Raw genomic sequence first — 19,623 nt, forward strand, 5'->3', positions numbered from 1 at the left:
GAGGCGGCCGAGCACGGTGAGCAGGCGCGGTTCGGTGGAAGCCGGCGCGGGAGAGCCGGGGTCGGCGGGGGCAGTGCGGGTCAGCGGGGGTCAGTTCGGCGGTGCGGCACCGAGCAGCTCCCTCAGCCGGCGCACCACCGCCTCCTCTTCCTCCGGTGTCAGACACCGCGGGTCCACGGCCAGGCGGCCCGAGCCCGCGTGGTGGTCGCGGAGGAATACCGGGGGGCTGCCGGCGGCGAGTTCGGCCGCCAGCCCGGTCGCGTCCCGGCCCGCGCCTACCGGATCGACCAGCAGTTGTGCACGGTGGATGTCGCGGCCCGCCTCGTCGGGCACGACGCGGGCCGTGATGCCGGGCAGCGCGTCCAGCCGGACGGCCAGCCGTGCCATCCGGTCGTGGTGGCCGCCCTGGCCGCTCCGGCCGACCTGACCGCCGTCGGAGGGCGCGGCGTGCTCCCGCACCGCTCGCACCAGCCCGAGCACCGTCTCCTTGCCGACCTTCATCGGCCGGCCGATGCCGGCGTACTGGGCCCGGCAGGCGGCGACCAGTGCCGCGGATCCGCAGACGAGACCCGACGTCGGGCCGCCGAGAGCCTTGCCACCGCTGAAGACGACCAGGTCGGCGCCGGTGGAGGTCCAGGCCCGCGGGTCCTCCTCCGCCGCGGCGTCGACGATCACGGGTACCCCGTGCTCCCGGCCCACCGCGACCACCTCGGCGAGGGACGGCATGCCCTTGTGCACCGCGTGGTGCGACTGGACGTACATCAGCGCCGCCGTGCGCTCCCCGACCGCCGCGGCGAGGTGCGCGGCGCGCACCTTGTTGGCCGAGCCGACCTCGACGGGCCTGCCGCCGCCGAGGGCGATCATCTGCCGGACAGGGGCCCCGAAGTGCACCGCGTGCCCCTTGGGCAGGACGACCTCGTGGGGCCGGCCGCCCGGATCGGGCAGCGCCTCGATCCTGGCCAGGTCCTCGCCCGCGATCAGCGCGGCGACGGCCAGTGCGATACCGGAAGCGGCGCCCGTGGTCGCACAGACGTCCTCGCTGCCCGTCGCCGCCGCCAGGTCGCGGCCCGCGGCCACGAGCAGCTCGTCCATGACCACGTGGCTGCGTGCGGCCTCGGCCATCGCCGCGATCACCCCGTCGCTGAGTCTGCTGCCGCCGAGCGCGGTCATCTTGCCGTTGCCGTTGAGGGCGGGGGCCAGGCCCAGTTCCTCGTACAGGGAGGACGGGGGAGCGGGGGTGGGGGAGAGGGAGTCGGTCATGGTGCCTTTCTCCGCTGTCGTGACGGGGGAGTTCACTTGCCGGTGAGGGGGAAGAACAGGCCGAAGAGCATCGCGCCGAGAATGGCGCCGCCGGTCAGCGGCTTCTTCCACCAGTAGAAGAGCAGCGCGCCCAGGGTGGAGCCGAGCCCCACGGGGATGGAGGCGGTCGCGGCGGCGATGATGACCAGGGGGCCCAGATACCGGCCCGCCGAGTTGCCCGCGCCCATCATCACGTCGGCGCCGAAGGTGGAGGTGTTCTGGGACGAGTTGACGGTCGCGCGGCGGATCAGCAGAATCACGCAGCCGATCGCGAAACCGACCGCCGCGCCGGTGGGCAGCGCCAGCCAGAAGTGCTCCAGGGGTGCGGTGACGCCGCCCGCCAGCAGCATGGCGGGGATTCCGATGCCCACCCCGGTCTGCAGGGAACCGCCGATGTCGAGGATGCCCACCATCGGGCCCTCGATGACGCGGGCGAAGAGGAATCCCGCGCCGAAGGCGGCCGCGGCACCGTAACTCCCGTTCTCCATACCGCCTTTGAGGAGGGCGGTGACCGCGACGTCGCTGAAGGTGCCGGTGCGGTAGACGTAGTAGAGGTGTGTGCCGGTGAAGATACCCGCCGCGAGGGTGGCCACGAAGAGCGGGAAGGCCCACTCCGAGAGCCAGAAGCTGCCCTCGCCGGGCGCCTTGGCGCCGTCCGGCGTGGTGGCGGGGGTGCGCTGCGCGCCGGAGGCGGCGGTCGCCGCGCCGGGAGTCGCGCCGGATTCCGCGTGCGCCATGCCTGTGCTCCTGCCTCTCAGTCCGTCGGGGTGGTGCCGGTCGCGTCGTGGAATCGGCTCAGCCAGTGCGGTACGTCGACCTTCATCTGCTGGAGCAGTTGGATGTCCACCCCGCGCAGCAGGGCGCTCACCGCGAAGAGGGCCACGACGGCGCCCACCAGCACCCGCGTCACCCGGGTGCGCCCCAGGTCGTCCAGGGCCTTGCCGACGACGATGCCGAGCACGATCCCGGGGACGGCGTTGCCCATCACGACATGCGCCAGGCCGCCCAGGGCGCTGCCCCAGCCACCGGTGCGCCGCCCCGCGTCCACGGCCGCCATCCAGAACACGATGGGCATCACGGGGTTGATCAGCCACTCGGACGCGGGCCCCAGCACCTCGGCCGCGACCTTCTGCAACGAGTGCGGGATCGAGGCCGCCGTGGTGTTGAGCACCGAGACCAGGACGAGGCCCACGCCCGCGCCGAAGAACGCCATGCGCCGGGGGTTGTGGAGCGTCTCGGCGAGGTTGCGGTTGCGGGTCATGGACAGCGCGGCCGCCCAGTGCGGCACGATGCGGTGGTCCACGTCGGAGGTCAGCGCGCCGGTGCCGACCGCGCTGGCCCAGGCGTTGAAGAAGAACCCGAAGCCGAAGGAGAAGTGCGCCACCGGGTCGTTCTCGCAGGCGTTCAGCTCGCCCAGTGTCCGGAACGCGCCCATGCCCTGCACCTTGGGCGCGTGGAACATGCGGGCCACCCCGGCGGAGGCGCCGAAGCCGATGAGCGCGCCGATGACCATGGACTCCAGCAGGATGGTGAGGGTCTCGTTCACGGCCGTCTCACCTCATGCGCAGCGCGTGCTGGAGCGGGGTCAGCCGCTCCTCGCGCACGGTGAAGTCGACCGCGTCCAGGTCCAGTGCCGCGACCCGCACCTCCATCCGGAGCGTCAGCGAGAAGCGGGACCTGGTGCGGGCGAACAGCAGGCCGAGGAAGCGCTCCCGCCAGCGGTGCTCGACGGCCTCGACGACTTCCAGATCCACCGGCTCCACGCGGAAGCACACGCCGGTGGTGCGCTCGCCCGCGGCCTGCCGCACCCGGGCCATGGCGTCGGCGAACGCCTTGTCGCGCGTCGGGCCCGTGCCGGTGAGCCGCAGGATGTGCCGGGTGTGCTTCATGCCGACTCCCCCAGCTTCCGCAGCAGCGCCTCGGTGACCGCGTAGCCCAGCTCCTCGCTGTCCAGGAACCCGAAGCCGAGGACGGTGCGGCCCTGCTCGACCGCCGTGACGCCCGCCTGGGCCGTGCGCATCCCGAACTCGATGTCGTGGCCGTACTTGGCCTTCGCCGTCACCGCGCCGGCCCCGCCGCTGCCGCAGAAGGAGATGCCGAGTGCGGCGCCTTCCGCGGCCATGACGTCCCCGACCTTCATGTCGGCGCCGGGTCCCGGGATCAGCACGGGTTCGGCGCCCGCGGCCCTCACCCCGTCGGCGACGGCCTGTCCTTTGCCCAGCCGGTGCCCGATCACGATTTTGACGCTCATGTGTGTCTCCTGGTCTCTTCAGTGGGTCTCGGAAGCGGACGCGTGCGCCACCTCGAAGTGCAGCGCGAACAGCAGGACCTCGCTGTCGGGCGGGGTGAAGGAGCGGGGCGCGCAGTAGGCGTCGACGAGCCGCCTGGCCGCGGTCAGCCGTGCGCTGGGCACTTCCTCGTAGAGGAGGCCGTCGAGTTCCGGCAGGCTCTCGCGGTCGCGGACCCGTCTGACGAAGGCCAGCGAGTGCACGGCGAGGGCCAGCAGCCTCTCGTCGTCCAGGCGCACCTCCTCCTGCCGGGCGTGCGAGAGGATCAGCGGGAGCAGCTCGTCGAGTTCGGCGCGGTCCTGGGCGCCGACGGGTGTGGTGTCGGCGACGTTGGCCGCCAGCCGCTCCAGTACCTCGGCGGCGCGCCGGGGGGCGGGGGTCATACCGTCTCCTCCCGGTGGCTGACCGGGTGGGGCCGGCCCGCGACGACGGAGCCGCGCGGCAGGAGGACGCGGTCCCCCTCGTACTGCTCGCCGTCCGCGTCGGTGAGCGCCAGCGGACCGTCACGCAGCTCCAGCAGGCTCAGGTCCGCGAGCGCGCCGGGACGCAGGGTGCCCAGGTCGCCCCCGGCTCCGAGCACCCGGGCCGCTCGCGAGGTCGCGCAGGCCAGCACCTCGGTGAGCGGCATCCCCAGCGCCAGCAGTTTGCTCAGCGTCTCGGTGAGCGAGTGCACGGGGCCGTGCGTGTTGCGGTTGTGCAGGTCGGTGCCGGCCGTCCAGGGCCTGATTCCGGCGGCCAGGGCCCGCCTGGCCGTGCGGAACGCGAAGCTGGAGCTGCCGTGCCCGACGTCCAGCCGTACGCCGCGCTCCAGCGCCGCCCACACCTGGGGGAGCGGCTCGGGCCCCGTGCCGAAGAGGCCGCCGGGCTTGCCGTGGAAGGCGTGGGTGACCACGTCGCCGTCACCGAGCAGCTCCAGTACCTCGCCCAAGGAGGGGGGCTCGTTGCCGACGTGCACCATGACGGGCAGGCCGTGCGCACCGGCCAGTTCCTTGGCGGCGCGCAGCGGCGCGAGGCCGCTGTCACCGAGGACGGAACGGCTCATCCGGATCTTGAGCCCGCACACGGTCTCCGGCTCGGCGCGCAGCAGGGCGTCGCCGGCCTCCAGGTCCAGGTCGCGGCGGCCGCCGGACAGTTCGGCGTGGCCTTTGACGAGCCCGTGGCGGGAGACGTTGAGCCAGGCGCGTACCCGGGTGCGGGCGGGGGCGACCACGTGGTCGCGGAAGTGCGGCCAGTCGTCGCTGCCGCAGCTGCCGGCGTCGACGACTGTGGTGACGCCTCGTTCGACCCCCGCCGAGTCGGCCGGTACGCCGAGCGCGGTGCGCCCGGGGTAGACGTGCGTGTGCAGGTCGATGAGGCCGGGGGAGACGAGCAGCCCGGCGGCGTCCACGGTCTCCTGGGCTTCGAGCGATCCCGGGGCGCCGAGGCGGGCGATCCTGCCGTGGTGGACGGCGAGGTCCCCTCGCTGGATGGTGCCGCGCTCCGGATCGGCCAACAGGCCGCCGGAAACGAGTAGTTCGTACATGCACGGCCGCCTTTCGCGGGCGTGGTGAAAAGGGCACGATGCGGTGGTCGGAGTACGCCAAGCGTTCCGTAGGATGGATTGGCGTTCCGTTCAGCGGATCGTTTGCTAACTAATCAGATGGCGTACGGAGGGTCAATGGATCGTGAGAAGTCGGTGTCCGCGGGGAACGCCGTCGCCAAGGCACTCCGCGTGCTCCAAGCGGTCGCACGGCCCGAACTCCCGCACCGCCTCAAGGACATCGCCGAGTGCGCGGGCGTCTCCAAGGCCAGCACCCACCGCATCCTCGCGACCCTGACGGAGGAGGGATACGTCGTCGCCGACGGCGAAGGACGCTACGGCGTCGGCTTCCAGCTCCGCGCGCTGGCCGCGCAGGTCTTCTCCGACGACTCGGTCGGCATCGACGCCGTACTGCGCGCTCTGCAGCAGCGGCTCGGGCAGGCCGTGCACCTCGCCGTCCTCAGCGGCGACCACGCCACTTACACCCACAAGGTCGACCCCGGGCACGCCTACCGCATCGCCACCGAAGTCGGAACGCCGCTGCCGCTGCACGCCAGCGCGGCGGGAAAAGTACTGCTCGCGCACCTGCCGGAGGCCGAGAGCGAGAAGCTCATGGACCGGGCGGGACTTCCCGCCCGCACTCCGCACACCCTCACGGACCGGGCCGGACTGCGCGCGGAGCTCGACCGCGTACGCAAGAGGGGCTACGCCACCGAATACGAGGAAGCGGACGAGGCCGTGTGCTCACTCGCCGCCCCGGTCCTCGACCCCGAGGGCTACCCCGTGGGCGCGGTCTCCGTCTCGTCCCTGGTCTTCCTCGTCACCCGTGAGCAGCTGCCGGGCTTCGCCCCCGCCGTCTGCCAGGCCGCCCAGGAGGTCTCCCGGCGCCTGTGATGCGGCGGGGTGCCGCTGCAGGCGCCGTCAGGCGCACGGCGGCCGGCCCGGCACGGTGCCGGCCGCTCCCGCGCGGGGCCGAGGGGCCGCGCACCGGGCCGGGCCCGGCGTCGGCCGGTGTGGTCACTTGCCGGCGCCGATGGGGCCGACCGTGACTCCGGGCCCGGTCTCGTCGGTGACGGGAAGGTTGATGGTGGCCGGTACGGACTTCGAGGCGGTCTCGTTGGGCGGGGTGACCGTCAGGCTGTTGACGGTCACGCCGCTGCCACCGGTGTTGTTCGGCGGGTAGCGCAGGGTGAAGCGGGTCTCCTCGCCCGGTTTGACGCTGACCGAGGGGGCCGGGGCGTTGTTGCGGTTGGCACTCAACGAGCCCTCCCGCGTCTGCAGATCGACTCCGGGGAAGCCGTGGAGCGTGCACGGGACCGAGCCGGTGTTGCGCATGTTTACCAGCAGCGTGCCCTCGCCCATGCCGGGCGAGCTGCTGAAGGCCAGCCCCGCGGTCTTGCACGGCGCGGTGCCGGGCGTCCCCTCTCCCGGCCCCGACCCCCCTTCCTCCCCGGTGGAGCCCGAGTCGCCGTTCCCCGGCGCGTCCGGTGACGCCTTGCCCTTCTCGGCCTTCCCGTCCTGGGAGCGCGACGACTCGGAGGGGGCGGCGGACTTCTTGCCGGACTTGTCCCCGGGGGAGTCACCCGGCGCGGGCGCCGCTTCCCCGTTGACCTTCTTCGGAGCGGACGCGTCCGCCCCCTCCCCGCCGCATCCGGTCAGAAGGGCCGCGGCCACTCCCACGGCGGCGACCGACGCGAGGCGCGAGCCCCTCGCGACCCGCCGTCCGGCGGCCCCCGCCTCGTCGGCCCGCCCGGGCGCCCGCGCGGTGTGCTCCTGTTGTTCCCTCACTGCCGTCCCTTCCTGGTCATCTCGTCGCGAGCCTGCCCCCGGACAGCCGCCGCCCCCTGACTCGGACGGCTCCCGTGCCGTACACGGAGTCCGATGCCCGGTCCGGCGGAAAAGTTCGCGACGGAATTCCGCGTATCGAAACTCCGCGTATCGGACCGACGGGGAGATCCCGCCCGCGCCCCGGCCCTCGTCGTTGCGGCAAAGCGCTGGTCAGCCGTCGCGCCGGCCGCTCAATGGCCACCACAAGGAGCAACTCTAACGAGCCAGGGGAGGGGACTCCCCACCCAGGCGGCGGGAGACGGGGCGGGCGCCGGCCCGGGCCGCCTCAGGGGTTGCGTCGGGCGTTGAGGGTGTGGACGGCGGCCGCGGCGTCACCGAGGTTGGCGAAGTCGACGGCGACGAAGTTCACCGGGTGACCGCGCTCGGCCTCGCAGCGCCGGGCGCGGTCCAGGACGAAGTCCTCGGCGTTCACCTGCCGCGCGTCGATCCTGCTGCCGCCGCCGCTGGTGACGAAGTGGTTCATGAGGAAGAGCCGCTTGCCCTCCCCGCCGCGGTTCGGTGCGCAGGTCATGTCCTCAGGTCTGGCGAACGCGTAGGGCGTTTCCATGCCGTACCGGTAGAAGTTGCGGTACCAGTCGGCCGGACCGTCGGCGTGCTCGGCGAAGACGACGAGGCGTTTGTCGTCCTCGACCATCCGCCCCAACGTCGGCCAGGCCGCCTGCGGATCGTCGTCGGGGGTGAACAGCGACCGGTCCAGACCGGCCTCGTGGAACGCGGACGCCGTCTGCTCGCCGCTGATGCCGTCCTGGACGATCAGCGTGACGACCTCCCCCGGGTGCTCGTCGAGCCAGGACCCGATGTCGCGCAGGGTGTCCACCAGCGGGATCGCGCCGCCCCGGCAGACGGCGTGGCACAGCCACAGCCCCGGCCTGGAGGGGTGCGACCTGTCGAGGAGACCGGTGATCTCCTCACGCATGTCGGGCGCGAACTCGGACAGCTTCAGCCGCTCGGCGATCTGGTCGGGCCGCTCCCAGGTGTGGGTGTCGACGAGCAGCGCACGGGCGCCGTTGTCGAGCTGCGCGGTGATGTCGCCGTCCTGGAGCGGGCTGATGAAGCGGTCGGCGGTCGTCGACATCGCGTTGTGGGTGGCCACGTAGGCCGCCTGGTCGTAGCGCAGCCGGCACGACTGGCGGGAGCCGTTGCAGTACATCTCCTCGGAGCCGCTCGCGGCAGCCGGTACGAACGTGACGCCCAGGACCACCGCGGTGCTCGTCACCGCGGACATCCCCGCCAGCAGCTTGGTACGGGCACGGGCGGTCAGCGATCGCGCGGCCCGGGGACGCCGTCGCACCGAGGACACAGCGGCCATCGACAACCCCGCCACGAGCGGGACGAGCGCGGCGGAGAAGCCCGCGAGGGTCAGGGTCTCAAGCGCCGTGCTCTCCAGATCCTCGACCAGAGCCGCGAGCGACGGCGGCCACGACCCGGGCGCCTGCCCCCACAGGCCGTCCGCCTTCCACCGGACGGCCTGGAAGAGGCCCGCTGTCAGCACACCACCCGCCGCGAGACTCCAGCCGATGGTGCGCAGCCTGCGCAGCCGCCGGCGAGGCCCGGTGACCCACAGGAAGGCGACGGACAGGAGACCGAGGACGACGGCGAGCGTGTAGACCCGTCCCAGCGCGAGGCGGGTGACGTCCTGGGCGGACTGGAGAGCGCCCAGGTGCATGCCGGTGCCCTCCAGGTCGTCCACGACGTTCCACCGGCCGCCCTCGGTGAGGCGCAGCAGCTCCCGTTCGCCCTCCTGCGCGCCGTTCCCGGCACGCCCGCCGACCAGATGCGGCCCCGCCGCGGCCAGCGCCGTGGCGACGTCACCCACCCCCAGCGCCGCCTCGATCTGCGGCCGGAGCGCCGCCCGCTCGCCCTTGGGCACACCGGAGAGCAGAAGTTCGCTGACGTTCTTCACGGCCCGGTCGCTCAGATCGACGGTGGGCAGATCCGCGGGGCGCCGCCCGGCGGCCACGTCCTCCAGCGCCGCCTCGACGCTCTTGACGGCTGCCGGGAAGTCGGCCTTCTCCTTGCCCTGTGCCTGGGACACCAGGCCGCTGAGGTACAGCTCCGCGAGCTTGTCCAGATTCGCCAGCACCGGCGTGAGATCGACCGAGACGGCCAGGGTGTCCGTCTCACCGCGCAGGTAGGCGGTGACAGCCGCGATCTGCTCGTCCGTCAGCTCCCGCACCGTCGCGGGCGGCAGCACCGTCTTGAGGTTGGCGGTCACCACGGACTCGGGCACCGGCAGACGCGCCAGCAGGCTGCGGGTGACCGGCTGGGCCTCCGGATCGACGAGCACCTCGTCGTAGAGCCTGCCGTAGGCCCGTTCGTCGTCCAGCACCTGCTGGTAGTAGCCGCGGTCCAGGAGGGTGGTACGGAGGGTGCTGACCGTTGCCAGAACCGTCACACACAGCACCGCCAGCACCGCTGTCAGGGCCCGGGCCGCGACGACCCAGCGGGCGTGCCGCCACTGTCCGCGCGGGCCCGGGGCGGGAGACGAACCGGGCGCGAGGGCGTGCTCGTCCTCGCCTGCCTTGGCGGTGGAGTCTTCCTCCGTGTTCCGGGACAACGGTTCTCCCGCGCTCGTGTCGTTCGTGCCGGCCGGCGGTGCGCGGTACGGGAGCGGCGTGCCCTCCCGGTGCCGTGCGGGCGGCGCGCACCTTGCAGCCAGGCTAGATGAGCTGTGGCATCGCGGCTGAACGGCACTGCCCGCGTCCTCTCGCGCCGGCACACCCAGGCGGCACAGCGCCGGGCCGGGTCACCTGCCAGGACCCGGCGCTGTGCCGGTGCGGCCGAGTCACCCCACGCGCCCGGACGCGCCGGATCTGCGGCTTTCCTGGTGCGAGGGCGCCGGAGTGCGTGGGGTGTGTGAGGGGATGCGGGTCAGGCCGTGTGCAGGGTCAGGCCGTAGCGGCCGAGGATCTCGTTGACGGGCTGGTACCACGTCTCGCCGCCGCCGGAGCAGTCGCCCCAGCCGCCTGAGGTGACGCCCTGTGCCTGGTCACCGCTGATGAAGGAGCCGCCCGAGTCGCCGCCCTCGGCGCAAGCACTCGTCTTGGTCATCTGGTGGACGGCGCCCTGGCTGTAGTTGACGGTCTCGTTCTTCGCGAGCACGGTGCCGCAGTGCCAGTGGGACGTGGATCCCGAGCGGCAGATGGACGCGCCGACCGGGGCCTCAGCGGAGCCGCGCACGAGCTGGTCGGAGACCGTTCCCCAGCCCAGGACGACCGGGACGGTCCACCATCCGCTGCCCACGTCGACCCACGCGTAGTCGTTGTCGGGGAAGGACGAGCCCTGGAAGGTGCCGATGTAGCTGCCGTCCCAGCCGTTCACCGACTGTCCGGCGCCCCCGCAGTGGCCGGCAGTGACGAACCCGCCCTGCACCGAGAAGCCGATGGAGCATCGGACGTTGCCCGTGTAGTAGGGATCTCCGCCGACCGTGCCCGCGGCGAAGGTCGTGGGGGAGTGCCCGGTCGTGCGCACCGCCAGGGGACCGGCGCGACGGGCCCGGGTGAGGAAGTTCTCCACATCGTTGTCGCGCCGGCGGTCCTCGCGGACCTCGACGATCACCTGGTTGGTCCTCCAGTCGGCGCGCCAACTGCTCACGCCCGTGGGCGCGTCGAGCGCGTCGACGCGCTTCTTGACGGCGTCGAGCTCCTTCGCGCTGCGCTCGACGAGTTCGACGGTCGCGCCGGTGGCCCGCACCGCCGCTGCCTTCTCCCCGTCGGCCACGGCGACGGTCAGCTTCTTCTTGCCGGCGTCGAACCAGGAGCCCGCGTAGGCGGGCCCGGCCGCTCGCCGTGCCTTCTTCTCGGTGCCGGCGGCGTGCTTCTCGGCGGACAGCCGCGCCTCGGCCTGCTGCCGGCTGAGCCCGAAGTCCCGCTGCATCGCGCTCAGTACGCCGTCGGAGGCGGGTTCGCGCGCCGCGGGCACGTCGGTCCCCGCCGCGGCGGACGGCAGGGTCCCCGCCGCCACGAGGGCGCCGCTGACCAGCAGCGCGGAGAGGACGGCGCGCGGAGTTCTGGTACGTCTCATGGATCGGCCCTTCGTTGTTCCAACGTCATGGGGGTGGAACAGCAAGGCCCGGGGACATCCCGGGGTATGCCGGTGCGCAGATTAGCGAGGGATCAAGAACAGGTCCATGCCAATGCCGCCACCACGAGGTCCGCCGCTTCTGCCGCTACGGCGAGGTAGGGGCCGCCTCCGCGGCGTCCGGCCCCGACGTGGAGGTGCCGGCTTCCCGCGGGTCCGCGGCGGCCGGTGAGCCGCCGGGGCGGCCCTCGCCCGTCCTTCCGGCGGCGGCGCGCCACCACAAAGTGGCCGGGATCTCACCCGAAGTCGGCTCGAAAGGCTCCCCAGGACGCGGCAGAGCAGCCCGTGCGCCCAGCCGCGCGGCCGCCTCGACAGTGCCTTCCCCCGGCTCGTCCCACGGGTGCGGCGCCAGGCTGAACGTGGCCCAGTGGATCGGGAGCATCACCCCGGCGGACGGGGTGCTTTGCAGATCCAGATGCGCCCGCATGCCCTCGGCCGGTGTCATGTGGATGTCGGGCCAGTGCTCGCTGTACGCGCCGACCTGAATCATCGTCGCGTCGAACGGACCGTGCTCGGCGCCGATCTCCTGGAAACCGGGGAAGTACCCGGTGTCACCGCTGTGGAAGACCCGGTGCCCCGACGGCCCCTCGGCGACCCACGACGCCCACAGCGTGTGCTGCCGGTTGCGCAGCCCACGCCCGCAGAAGTGCCGGGCCGGGGTCGCGGTCAGCCGCAGATCGCCCACCCGCGTCGACTCGCTCCAGTCCAGCTCCCGTATCCGGCTTTCGGGTACGCCCCAGCGCTCCAGGTGCGCTCCCACGCCGAGCGGTACCGCGAAGAGCGTGTCCGTCGAGGCCAGTGCGCGGACCGTGGGGAGGTCGAGGTGGTCGTAGTGGTCGTGGGAGATGACGACGACGTCCACGTGGCCGAGGGAGGCCATCGGCAGCGGCACGCGGTGGAGCCGCTTGGGTCCGGCGAACGTGAACGGGGAGCACCGCCGCCCCCACACCGGATCGAACAGCACCCGGCCACCGTCGATCTCGGCGAGCACGCTGGAGTGTCCCATCCAGGTGACCCGCAGCCCGGTGGCCGGGGGTCTGGCCAGGTCCTCGGCCGTGGTGGGGTGCAGCGGCACGGAGGAGGCCGGACGGCGCCGCTCGCGCGCCTCCTTGGTGAAGAAGGTCTTCGCCAACTCGGTCCTGGAGCCGCCCGGGGCGGGTCGCGGCCCTTCCGGAGTGGCGGGCGGCGGTCCTTCGGGATTACGGAACACACCGTCGGCGAAATGGGGAGAGCGACGAATCCGCTCCATGCGCGCCCCTGCCGGATCGGCTCCGAAAGCGAGGGGCCGCAGGCTGCGCGGTTTCCGCGGCTGTGAGCGCTGCGGTTGCGGGGCACTTGAGCCGGCCACATGACCTCCTGGGGATCTTCACCTCATTGCATCACTTCGCCTGGGCGGGCGGAACACCGGGCCACGCGCGAAAAACCGGTGTGTGCCCTCCAGCGGCCCTCATGTAGCGTGCGCGCCATGTCGAGCCCCGAAGCGTCCAGGACGGGGGCTTTCGGTCACGCCGTCAGCCCCCTGCGCCACTGAGTCCGTAGCTCTGCCGTCCCGCCGCCTTCCGCGGCCGGACGTCTGTGCCCCTGGGTGCTGACCGCGGTGACGAGAACGCCTCCACTCCTGTTTCTCATCGCCTCGGAGCCCCTCGATGCCTCTCGCGCTCTACCTGCTGGCCATGGCCGTGTTCGCCATGGGCACCTCCGAATTCATGCTCGCCGGTCTCTTGCCCGGCATCGCTGCCGACCTCGACGTGACGGTCGGGACAGCGGGAGCGCTCACGTCGGCCTTCGCGATCGGCATGGTCGTCGGCGCTCCGCTCATGGCCGGGCTCGCCCGCAACTGGCCGGCACGATCCACTCTCCTCGGGTTCGTCGTCGTGTTCGCCGCGGCGCACGTGCTGGCCGCCACCACAACGGACTTTCCGGTCCTGTTCGCCACCCGGGTGATCGCCGCGCTGGCGAACGCGGGCTTCCTCGCCGTCGCGCTGACCACCGCCGCCGAGCTGGTGGCAGCGGACAGGAAGGGACGCGCGCTCGCGGTGCTGCTGTCCGGCACGACGGCGGCCACGATCGCCGGGGTCCCCGCGGGCTCCGTACTGGGCACCATGCTCGGCTGGCGCGCCACATTCTGGGCCGTCGCCGCCTGCTGCCTGCCCGCGGCCCTCGGCATCCTCAAGGGCGTTCCGGCCCCTCGCGTGCGGGCGGACGCCTCGCACAGGCCGGCGCTGCGAGCGGAACTCCTCCAGCTGAAGAGCCCGCGCCTGGCCCTCGTGATGCTGCTCGGTGCCCTGGTGAACGCGGCAACCTTCGCGAGCTTCACCTTTCTCGCTCCCGTCGTGACCGAGACCGCGGGCCTGGGCGATCTGTGGATCTCGGTCGTTCTGGTCCTCTTCGGTCTCGGTTCCTTCGTCGGTATCACCGTCGCGGGACGCGTGTCAGACCACCGCCCCGGCCTGGTCCTCACGCTCGGCGGTCCGCTGCTTCTCCCCGGCTGGCCGGCCCTGGCGGCGCTGGCCGACCGGCCGGCCGCCCTGCTCGTCCTCGTGTTCTGGCAAGGCGCGCTGTCGTTCGCGCTGGGCAGCACCCTGATTACGCGCGTTCTCTACGAGGCGACAGGAGCCCCCACCATGGCCGGCTCGTACGCGACCGCGGCGTTCAACATCGGCGCCGCTGCGGGACCGCTCCTCGCCGCGACATCCCTGGACACCGCCCTCTCGGAGCTCGGGCCGCTGTGGGTGAGCGGAGTGCTCGTCGCGCTCGCGCTGCTGGTGGCCTTCCCCCTCCGCGGCGTGCTCGCGTCCGGTCGTAGCACCGAGGCGCCCCGATGAGCTGTCCCGACCTGGTCCGGCTCGCCGGCTCGCGTCGGGGCGACCGGGGGGCCTTCCGGTCCGGCACAGCGGCCTCGTTCTCGTCAGCCGTCGTACTGAGGCCGGGCCGGGCCGGCCTTTTCGATGGCCGTGATGCAGGCCCGGACGGGCGGGTTCTCGGTGCTGGCGAGCCAGGCGGCCTGGATGTCACGGCGCAGACCGGGACGCAGGCGGGCGAAGCGCACGCCGGACGGGGCGGGGCTGCGGGACATCGTCGGGACGAGGGCCGCGGCGAGGTTGCGTTCGACCATCGAGAGCTGGGTGATGTGTTCGGTCAGCGTGTACCGCACCTCCGGTTCGACTCCGCGGGCGCGCAGCGCCTGCACGAGGGACTCGTACGGTTCGGTGCCCGGCGGGCAGCTGGCCCAGGGGATGTCGCCCAGTTCGGCGAGGTCGAGGCTTTCGCGGCTGCTGAGGGGGTGGCGGGCGGACAGCGCCACGCACACGTCCTCGCTGACGAGGGTGCGCAGGGTCAGCCCCTCCGGGAGGAAGGTGGGACGGTTGGCCCAGCTCTCGATGAGCAGGAGGTCGATCTCGCCGCTCAGCAGAAAGGGCATCAGCTCGACGGCCTCACCATCTGTCACGGTGGGCCGCAGCCGGGGGTGTTCCTCGGCGAGCGCGTCCAGGGCGCGGGGCAACAGGGTCCGCACGGCGCTGCCCACTCCGCCGATCCGCAGGGGGCCCAGCACCTCGTCGTGGAGGTCGGCGAGGTCGGCCTCCGCCGAGGTGAGCGCGCTCAGGAGGCGTTCGGCGTGCCCGGCGAGTACGCGCCCCGCGTGGGTGAGGCGGATGCTGCGGCCGTGCGGTTCCAGCAACCGGTGGCCCGCCTCCCGCTCCAGCTTGGCGAGCTTCTGCGAGAGCCCGGAGGGCGTGATGTGGAGGGTTTCGGCGGCGCGGGCGATCGAACCGTGGGTGGCGACCGTGGAGAGGGCGCGCAGCCTGTCGATGCTGAACACTTCACCGATGCTACCGAATCATGGTCAAAACCTGTTGCTTTTCCTTCTTGCTCGGTAAGGGCACAGTACTGGGCATGTCGTTGAAGAGCGGTTCGGCCGCTGAGCCCGGAGTGGGCACCCTCGAGGTCCCGGACACAGGAAGCCGGGCCAACCCCGTGCTCATGGCCGTCGCCGGGTCGGCCTGCATCTCGGCCTCCGCCGTGTTCATGAAGCTGTCCGACACCAACGCGGGTACGGCCGCCTTCCTGCGCTGCGCCCTCGCCCTCGTCCTCCTCGTCCCGCTCGCGTGGCGCGAGGTGCGCAGGGTGGGAAGGCGCCCGCTGCGCTACCAGTTGATGGACATCGGCGCCGGTGTCCTTCTAGGCGTCGACATGGTCTTCTGGGCGGCGAGCGTGCTGAACGTCGGCGCCTCCGTCTCCACGGTGCTGCTCAACATCCAGGTGGTGTTCTACCCGCTGCTCGCGCGGGTCATCTCCAAGGCGCCGCTGTCGCCCCGGTTCCTGCTGCTCGCGCCGGTGATGCTGCTCGGCGTCGCCCTCGCCAGCGGCGCGATCGGGCACGCCGAGTCGGGCAGCAACCCCGTGGCCGGTGTCGCCTACGGGACAGCGGCCGGACTGGCCTACGCCGGGTACCTGTTCCTCATGCGGCTCGGCGGCGGAAGGCAGCACTCCGTCTCTCCTGTGTGTGTCTCCACGGCCGCCGCCGCGGCGGCCGCCGGCATCATGGGAGGTCTGTGGACGGGCATCGACCTCAACCCCGGCTGGCCCGCCTGGGGCTGGCTGATCATGCTCGCGTTCATCGGACAGGTGGTGGCGTGGCTGTTCATCACCGCCGCGCTGCCGAAGCTGGCGCCCAACGTCGCCGCCGCGCTGCTGCTGCTCCAGCCCGTCATGGCCTTCGGCCTCGGTCTGCTGATCGGCGAACGTCCCACCCTCACGCAGGCCGGAGGCTGCGCCTTGGTGGTCGCGGCCGTCTGGTACAACAGCCGCCCGGCCAAGGCGTCGGCTGCCGCGTGAGAGCGTGAGCGGCCGCCCCCGGTGCCCCGGTCGCGGGGCGTCAGGGCGCGGCCGCCCGGTTCTCACCGCAGAGGGTGCGTCCAGTTCTCCGGCGGCTCGACGCGGCCGAACTGGATGTCCTCCACGGCGGTGCGCAACTCCACGGTGACCGGCCCCGGGGCCGGCCCCGGGACGGTGAACTCCCCGGCAGGGGAGCGAACCGTGCCGATCCCGGTGACCACCGCGGCCGTTCCGCAGGCGAACACCTCGCGGACGCGGCCCGCCGCGGCGTCCGCCCGCCACTGGTCACGTCTGTACGGTTCCTCGGCCACCCGGTAGCCGCGTGCTCTCGCGAGAGAGAGGACCGAGTCACGGGTGATGCCCGGCAGGACGGAACCGGTCAGGGGCGGAGTGAGCAGGGTCCCGTCGTCGAAGACGAAGAAGATGTTCATCCCGCCAAGCTCCTCGACCCAGGCCCGTTCCGCGGCGTCGAGGAAGACGACCTGGTCGCAGCCCGCCTCGGCTGCCTCCGCCTGGCCTGCCATCGCCGCGGCGTAGTTCCCGCCGCACTTGGCCGCCCCCGTACCGCCGGGCGCGGCCCGAGTGTACCCGTCGCAGATCCACACCGTCATCGCGGGCGTCCCGGCGGCGAAGTGTGTCCCGGGCGGGGTGGCGATGACACAGAACAGGTACTCCTCGGCGGGCCTGGCACCGATGCAGACCTCGGTGGCGATGAGGAACGGCCGCAGATAGAGCGTGGATCCGGGCTCCTGCGGCAGCCAGTCGCGGTCGGCGGCGAACAGCGCCTCCACGGCACCGAGGAACACCCCGTCCGGCACCTCGGGCATCGACAGCCTCCGGGCGGACCGGCGGAGCCGGCGGGCGTTGGCGTCAGGACGGAACAGCTGCGCCCGGCCGCCGTCGGTGCGGTAGACCTTCAGCCCTTCGAAGACCTCCTGTCCGTAGTGCAGAACCGAACTGGCCGGCGACAGCGGCAGTGGGCCGAACGGTTCGACGCGTGCGTCGTGCCACCCCTTGCCTTCCCGGTAGCGGACGGTGGACATGTGCTCGGTGAAGACGGTGCCGAAGGCCGGGTCGCGCAGCAGCGCGGCACGCCGATGCGAGGGCAGACGGTCGGGCGCCGTCTGCTTCGCGAAGACCACCGGAGCGCTCACCGGGCCGCCTCGTCGTCGCCGCGCGGCCCGGTCAGCAGGATCCCCAGGCAGAAGCTGCCCGGGACGGCCTTCCTGGTCACGAAGTGGTGCACGGTACCGGCCGGAATGAGCATCGCGGCGGGCGCGCTGAGTTGGTGCGTCGTGCCGTCCGTCACGACGTCGATCACGGCCGCACCGGGCTCGGGCGCCAGTAGCAGGTAGATCTCCGGAACCTCGTGGGTGTGCGGGGCCGCCACCGGTTTGTCGACCTTGTCGCTGATCTCACCGCCGGCGATCTCGAACTCCAGACCGTCGAGCAGCCCGCGGGTGAGGAGGAAGGGCGTTTGCGCGTAGTGGCCGGGCACCTGCTGGAAGACGGGCAGGTCCTGGAGGACGAGCGGGCTGTCCGAGAGGGTTGACGTGCTCGATTCGGTGCTCATATTCACTTCCCTGGTCGGGGGAGCTGAGGACAGGTAGTCCGTGGGCGAAGGCACACCGCCGGTCAGGCGGGCGTGAGCCGGTAGACGAAGCTGAAGGCCGGGAGGTCGATCATCCGGCGGTCCGCGCACCGCCACCCGCTCTCCTCCAGCACCGAGGTCCACTCGTCCAGGCTGGGCAGGAACTGGTCCATCACTCCGTGCACGGTCTCGAACCCCAGGGAGAACATGGGGTAGTCGGGCCCGGCGAGACCGGTGGAGCGGCAGGTGTCACCCAGTATCAGGTTCTTGACGTTGGGGAAGACCGAGCGCAGCCGGCGCAGCGTGCGCACGCAGTTCTCCCGCGGCCAGAAGTCGTGCCCCATCAGGAAGCAGGTCACCAGGTCCACGTCGGCGTACTCCTCGCGGGGAGCGAGGTTGAGTACGTCGTCCTGCACGAGGGAGACCCGCTTTTCGAGACCCGCCTGGGCGACGGCCTCCTGCGACACGGCGATGGCGCCTTCGGCCACGTCGATGCCGATCGCGTCGATCCGGGGGCGGAGCCCGGCCAGCCACACGAGCCGGTCAGCCGAGCCGCAGCCCAGGTCGGCCACGGTCGCGATGTCGAGATCGTCGATGAGCTCCCGGAACGGCGGGTCGAAGAACGTCCTGGCGATGTTGCGGCACGCCACGCTGATCGCGCGCGCGTCCCTGCGCACGTAGCTGCCCACCCGGTCCGCGTTCTTGATCTTGGTCGGCAGGGTGGTGAACAGCTCGCCGCAGCCCCGGGTGAGCCAGTGGAAGAAGCCCTTGGTGAGGTAGGCGCTGCGGAAGCCGGCGCCGGGCTTCGCCGTGGTCCGGTCGGCGTCGAGATCGACGACGTGCCGGCTGGAGAGCGCCACGACGATGGTGAGCAGCGCCTCCGGGTGCATGTCGTGGCGCCGGGCGTAGTCCGCGATGTCCACCACGCCTTGCTGCTCCAGCTCGTCCAGGAGACCGAGCTCCCAGGCCGCGCTGATCGCGGCCGAGGCGATGGCGCCGTTGAAGGTGTCGGCGCAGTACCGTGCCTCGTCCAGTTCGGTTGTGGCCATGATCATCAAAGCCCTTCGTGTTCGCGGAGGAGAGTGTGCCGGGAGGTGCGAGGAGGTGCCGGCCGGCGTCAGGACGCGCTGCTGTCCGGCGCCGGGCCGCCGAGTTCCGCCGCTGCGGCTCCAGGGGCTCCGACGAGGGTCACCAGGTGGCGGAAGGTGTCGGCGAAGGATTCCTTCAGCTCGGTGATCTCCGGTGTCCGCAGCTCGGCGGGCTCGTCGTGCGCGCTGGGCGCGTAGGACGGGTAGAGGCCGTTCGCGGTGATGTCGAGGAGGATCGCGTGCACTCTGCGCAGCAGCTGGCGCACGATCAGCTCGTAGGAGACGGGCGACCGGGTGGTCAGGAAGATCCCGTCGTACAGCCAACGGCGGGTGTCGCGGGCCAGGGGCGTGACGGACGGGCGGTCGTGCGTGGTCAGCAGCAGGGAGACCCCGGTCTCCATGACCTTGGCGGCGATACCTTCGTGGACCCGGTCGTTGAGTACGCACTCGTCCGCCAGCGCGGCCGCGGCGGCGCCCTCGCCGACCCGGATCCGCCCGCGGATCAAAGGCCGCACCGGGCCGTAGTCCTTCGCCCAGGCACCGCTGAGGTTGGCGTGCTGGCGCCCCATGGGCAGCCGGATGACGCGCTCGTAGATGTCCCGGGGCGGCGCGCTGGTGTACAGCAGGATCAGTGAGAAGCAGCGGACCATGCACCGGGCCTGGCGGGCGAGCCTGTCGGCCTCCGCCGAGTCGGCCGGCGCCGAGGCTTCCTCCAGCACGGCGGCCAGCAACTGCCACAGGCAGAACGTGGTCTGGTGGCCGGTGATCCACCGGAACCAGAACACCCGGTCGATCTCCGGCTCGTCGGTCGGCACCATCGCCGCCGCGGTCCCCGGGTCGGCACGCCATCGTTGGACCCACGCCCGCACCTGAGCGGAGGTGTCCTCATGGTGGGCCGTGGCCTTCATCTCGGAGGCCGGGGGCGGGTCTGAGGGCAGAGCCAGCGGCTCGAGACCGTAGACGTGGTCGCCGAACTCCCAGGAGCCGGCGGTCGGGAGGGTGATCGGAACGGCATCGGGGTCATGCAGTTTCATCAGCACTTCCGGAAGGGGGAGGCGAGTGGGGGAAGGCATG

General features: G+C 72.2%; 19 protein-coding genes. 3 read left to right on the plus strand and 16 right to left on the minus strand.

The annotated features are described in order from the left end of the window. Nucleotides 1-90 precede the first annotated feature (90 nt). The 7 genes from DQ392_RS16710 to DQ392_RS16740 are packed head-to-tail and all read right to left on the minus strand — an operon-like array spanning nt 91 to nt 5,109. Complete coding sequence (locus DQ392_RS16710) at nt 91-1,260, minus strand: DgaE family pyridoxal phosphate-dependent ammonia lyase (RefSeq protein WP_114016421.1); 1,170 nt, start codon at nt 1,258-1,260, stop codon at nt 91-93. A gap of 32 nt (nt 1,261-1,292) precedes the next feature. Further along, the gene (locus tag DQ392_RS16715) at nt 1,293-2,036 is read right to left on the minus strand and encodes a DUF4310 family protein (RefSeq protein ID WP_114016422.1); all 744 of its coding nucleotides are present in this window, start codon (nt 2,034-2,036) and stop codon (nt 1,293-1,295) included. 17 nt (nt 2,037-2,053) lie between these two features. Next, on the minus strand, nt 2,054-2,845 hold the full coding sequence (locus DQ392_RS16720; RefSeq protein ID WP_114016423.1) for a DUF4311 domain-containing protein: 792 nt from the start codon (nt 2,843-2,845) through the stop codon (nt 2,054-2,056). A gap of 7 nt (nt 2,846-2,852) precedes the next feature. After that, complete coding sequence (locus DQ392_RS16725; RefSeq protein ID WP_114016424.1) at nt 2,853-3,188, minus strand: DUF4312 family protein; 336 nt, start codon at nt 3,186-3,188, stop codon at nt 2,853-2,855. Next, on the minus strand, nt 3,185-3,550 hold the full coding sequence (locus tag DQ392_RS16730) for an SFCGS family glycine-rich protein (RefSeq protein ID WP_114016425.1): 366 nt from the start codon (nt 3,548-3,550) through the stop codon (nt 3,185-3,187). Before DQ392_RS16730 ends, DQ392_RS16725 begins: the two co-directional genes overlap by 4 nt. An 18-nt stretch (nt 3,551-3,568) precedes the next feature. Then, a complete protein-coding gene (locus DQ392_RS16735; RefSeq protein ID WP_114016426.1) occupies nt 3,569-3,970 on the minus strand; it encodes a hypothetical protein in 402 nt (133 codons plus the stop codon). Continuing rightward, nucleotides 3,967-5,109 (minus strand): amidohydrolase/deacetylase family metallohydrolase, encoded by a 1,143-nt coding sequence (locus DQ392_RS16740; protein ID WP_114016427.1) that lies wholly within the window; start codon nt 5,107-5,109, stop codon nt 3,967-3,969. Before DQ392_RS16740 ends, DQ392_RS16735 begins: the two co-directional genes overlap by 4 nt. 135 nt (nt 5,110-5,244) lie before the next feature. On the opposite strand from DQ392_RS16740, the gene DQ392_RS16745 reads away from it, so the two are divergent. Then, complete coding sequence (locus DQ392_RS16745; RefSeq protein WP_181856456.1) at nt 5,245-6,000, plus strand: IclR family transcriptional regulator; 756 nt, start codon at nt 5,245-5,247, stop codon at nt 5,998-6,000. A 123-nt stretch (nt 6,001-6,123) separates the two neighbouring features. Here DQ392_RS16745 and DQ392_RS16750 read toward each other — a convergent pair whose 3' ends face one another. The 4 genes from DQ392_RS16750 to DQ392_RS16765 all read right to left on the minus strand — a co-directional run bounded on the left by DQ392_RS16750 (nt 6,124) and on the right by DQ392_RS16765 (nt 12,283). After that, on the minus strand, nt 6,124-6,894 hold the full coding sequence (locus DQ392_RS16750; protein ID WP_114016429.1) for a DUF4232 domain-containing protein: 771 nt from the start codon (nt 6,892-6,894) through the stop codon (nt 6,124-6,126). Nucleotides 6,895-7,219: 325 nt separating this feature from the next. Continuing rightward, on the minus strand, nt 7,220-9,511 hold the full coding sequence (locus DQ392_RS16755) for a phosphoinositide-specific phospholipase C-related protein (RefSeq protein WP_245981562.1): 2,292 nt from the start codon (nt 9,509-9,511) through the stop codon (nt 7,220-7,222). A gap of 314 nt (nt 9,512-9,825) precedes the next feature. Then, a complete protein-coding gene (locus DQ392_RS16760) occupies nt 9,826-10,977 on the minus strand; it encodes a S1 family peptidase (RefSeq protein WP_114016430.1) in 1,152 nt (383 codons plus the stop codon). Nucleotides 10,978-11,122: 145 nt separating this feature from the next. After that, nucleotides 11,123-12,283 (minus strand): MBL fold metallo-hydrolase, encoded by a 1,161-nt coding sequence (locus tag DQ392_RS16765; protein WP_114016431.1) that lies wholly within the window; start codon nt 12,281-12,283, stop codon nt 11,123-11,125. 397 nt (nt 12,284-12,680) lie between these two features. On the opposite strand from DQ392_RS16765, the gene DQ392_RS16770 reads away from it, so the two are divergent. After that, nucleotides 12,681-13,859, plus strand: coding sequence for a Cmx/CmrA family chloramphenicol efflux MFS transporter (locus DQ392_RS16770; protein ID WP_114016432.1), 1,179 nt, complete (start codon nt 12,681-12,683; stop codon nt 13,857-13,859). An 83-nt stretch (nt 13,860-13,942) separates the two neighbouring features. Here DQ392_RS16770 and DQ392_RS16775 read toward each other — a convergent pair whose 3' ends face one another. Beyond that, nucleotides 13,943-14,854, minus strand: a complete 912-nt coding sequence (locus tag DQ392_RS16775; protein ID WP_114016433.1) for a LysR family transcriptional regulator — start codon at nt 14,852-14,854, stop codon at nt 13,943-13,945. A 74-nt stretch (nt 14,855-14,928) separates the two neighbouring features. Here DQ392_RS16775 and DQ392_RS16780 point away from each other — a divergent pair, with 74 nt between their 5' ends. Further along, entirely contained in the window at nt 14,929-15,870 is a 942-nt protein-coding gene (locus DQ392_RS16780) for a DMT family transporter (protein ID WP_245981564.1), read from the plus strand. Nucleotides 15,871-15,932: 62 nt separating this feature from the next. Here the strand turns inward: DQ392_RS16780 and DQ392_RS16785 are convergent, their stop codons facing one another. The 4 genes from DQ392_RS16785 to DQ392_RS16800 form a co-directional block, all read right to left on the minus strand. Then, nucleotides 15,933-17,024: a branched-chain amino acid aminotransferase gene (locus tag DQ392_RS16785; protein WP_114016435.1), complete on the minus strand. Its 1,092-nt coding sequence runs from the start codon at nt 17,022-17,024 to the stop codon at nt 15,933-15,935. Next, nucleotides 17,021-17,443 carry a cupin domain-containing protein gene (locus DQ392_RS16790; RefSeq protein WP_114016436.1) on the minus strand — a complete coding sequence of 141 codons (423 nt, stop codon included), beginning with the start codon at nt 17,441-17,443 and terminating at the stop codon, nt 17,021-17,023. Before DQ392_RS16790 ends, DQ392_RS16785 begins: the two co-directional genes overlap by 4 nt. Before the next feature lie 62 nt (nt 17,444-17,505). Beyond that, nucleotides 17,506-18,516 (minus strand): class I SAM-dependent methyltransferase, encoded by a 1,011-nt coding sequence (locus DQ392_RS16795; RefSeq protein ID WP_245981566.1) that lies wholly within the window; start codon nt 18,514-18,516, stop codon nt 17,506-17,508. A 62-nt stretch (nt 18,517-18,578) separates the two neighbouring features. Beyond that, complete coding sequence (locus tag DQ392_RS16800) at nt 18,579-19,583, minus strand: L-tyrosine 3-hydroxylase (protein ID WP_114016437.1); 1,005 nt, start codon at nt 19,581-19,583, stop codon at nt 18,579-18,581. Between the last annotated feature and the right edge of the window lie 40 nt (nt 19,584-19,623).

This window comes from Streptomyces reniochalinae, from assembly GCF_003323735.1.
Lineage (GTDB): Bacteria > Actinomycetota > Actinomycetes > Streptomycetales > Streptomycetaceae > Streptomyces > Streptomyces reniochalinae.

Coding starts and splice junctions, on each gene's coding strand:
- DQ392_RS16800 (WP_114016437.1), bottom strand. CDS start 19,583: ATGAAACTGCATGACCCCGATGCCGTTCCGATCACCCTCCCGACCGCC.
- DQ392_RS16780 (WP_245981564.1), top strand. CDS start 14,929: ATGTCGTTGAAGAGCGGTTCGGCCGCTGAGCCCGGAGTGGGCACCCTC.
- DQ392_RS16715 (WP_114016422.1), bottom strand. CDS start 2,036: ATGGCGCACGCGGAATCCGGCGCGACTCCCGGCGCGGCGACCGCCGCC.
- DQ392_RS16790 (WP_114016436.1), bottom strand. CDS start 17,443: ATGAGCACCGAATCGAGCACGTCAACCCTCTCGGACAGCCCGCTCGTC.
- DQ392_RS16765 (WP_114016431.1), bottom strand. CDS start 12,283: ATGGAGCGGATTCGTCGCTCTCCCCATTTCGCCGACGGTGTGTTCCGT.
- DQ392_RS16730 (WP_114016425.1), bottom strand. CDS start 3,550: ATGAGCGTCAAAATCGTGATCGGGCACCGGCTGGGCAAAGGACAGGCC.
- DQ392_RS16710 (WP_114016421.1), bottom strand. CDS start 1,260: ATGACCGACTCCCTCTCCCCCACCCCCGCTCCCCCGTCCTCCCTGTAC.
- DQ392_RS16760 (WP_114016430.1), bottom strand. CDS start 10,977: ATGAGACGTACCAGAACTCCGCGCGCCGTCCTCTCCGCGCTGCTGGTC.
- DQ392_RS16745 (WP_181856456.1), top strand. CDS start 5,245: ATGGATCGTGAGAAGTCGGTGTCCGCGGGGAACGCCGTCGCCAAGGCA.
- DQ392_RS16770 (WP_114016432.1), top strand. CDS start 12,681: ATGCCTCTCGCGCTCTACCTGCTGGCCATGGCCGTGTTCGCCATGGGC.
- DQ392_RS16725 (WP_114016424.1), bottom strand. CDS start 3,188: ATGAAGCACACCCGGCACATCCTGCGGCTCACCGGCACGGGCCCGACG.
- DQ392_RS16735 (WP_114016426.1), bottom strand. CDS start 3,970: ATGACCCCCGCCCCCCGGCGCGCCGCCGAGGTACTGGAGCGGCTGGCG.
- DQ392_RS16795 (WP_245981566.1), bottom strand. CDS start 18,516: ATGATCATGGCCACAACCGAACTGGACGAGGCACGGTACTGCGCCGAC.
- DQ392_RS16740 (WP_114016427.1), bottom strand. CDS start 5,109: ATGTACGAACTACTCGTTTCCGGCGGCCTGTTGGCCGATCCGGAGCGC.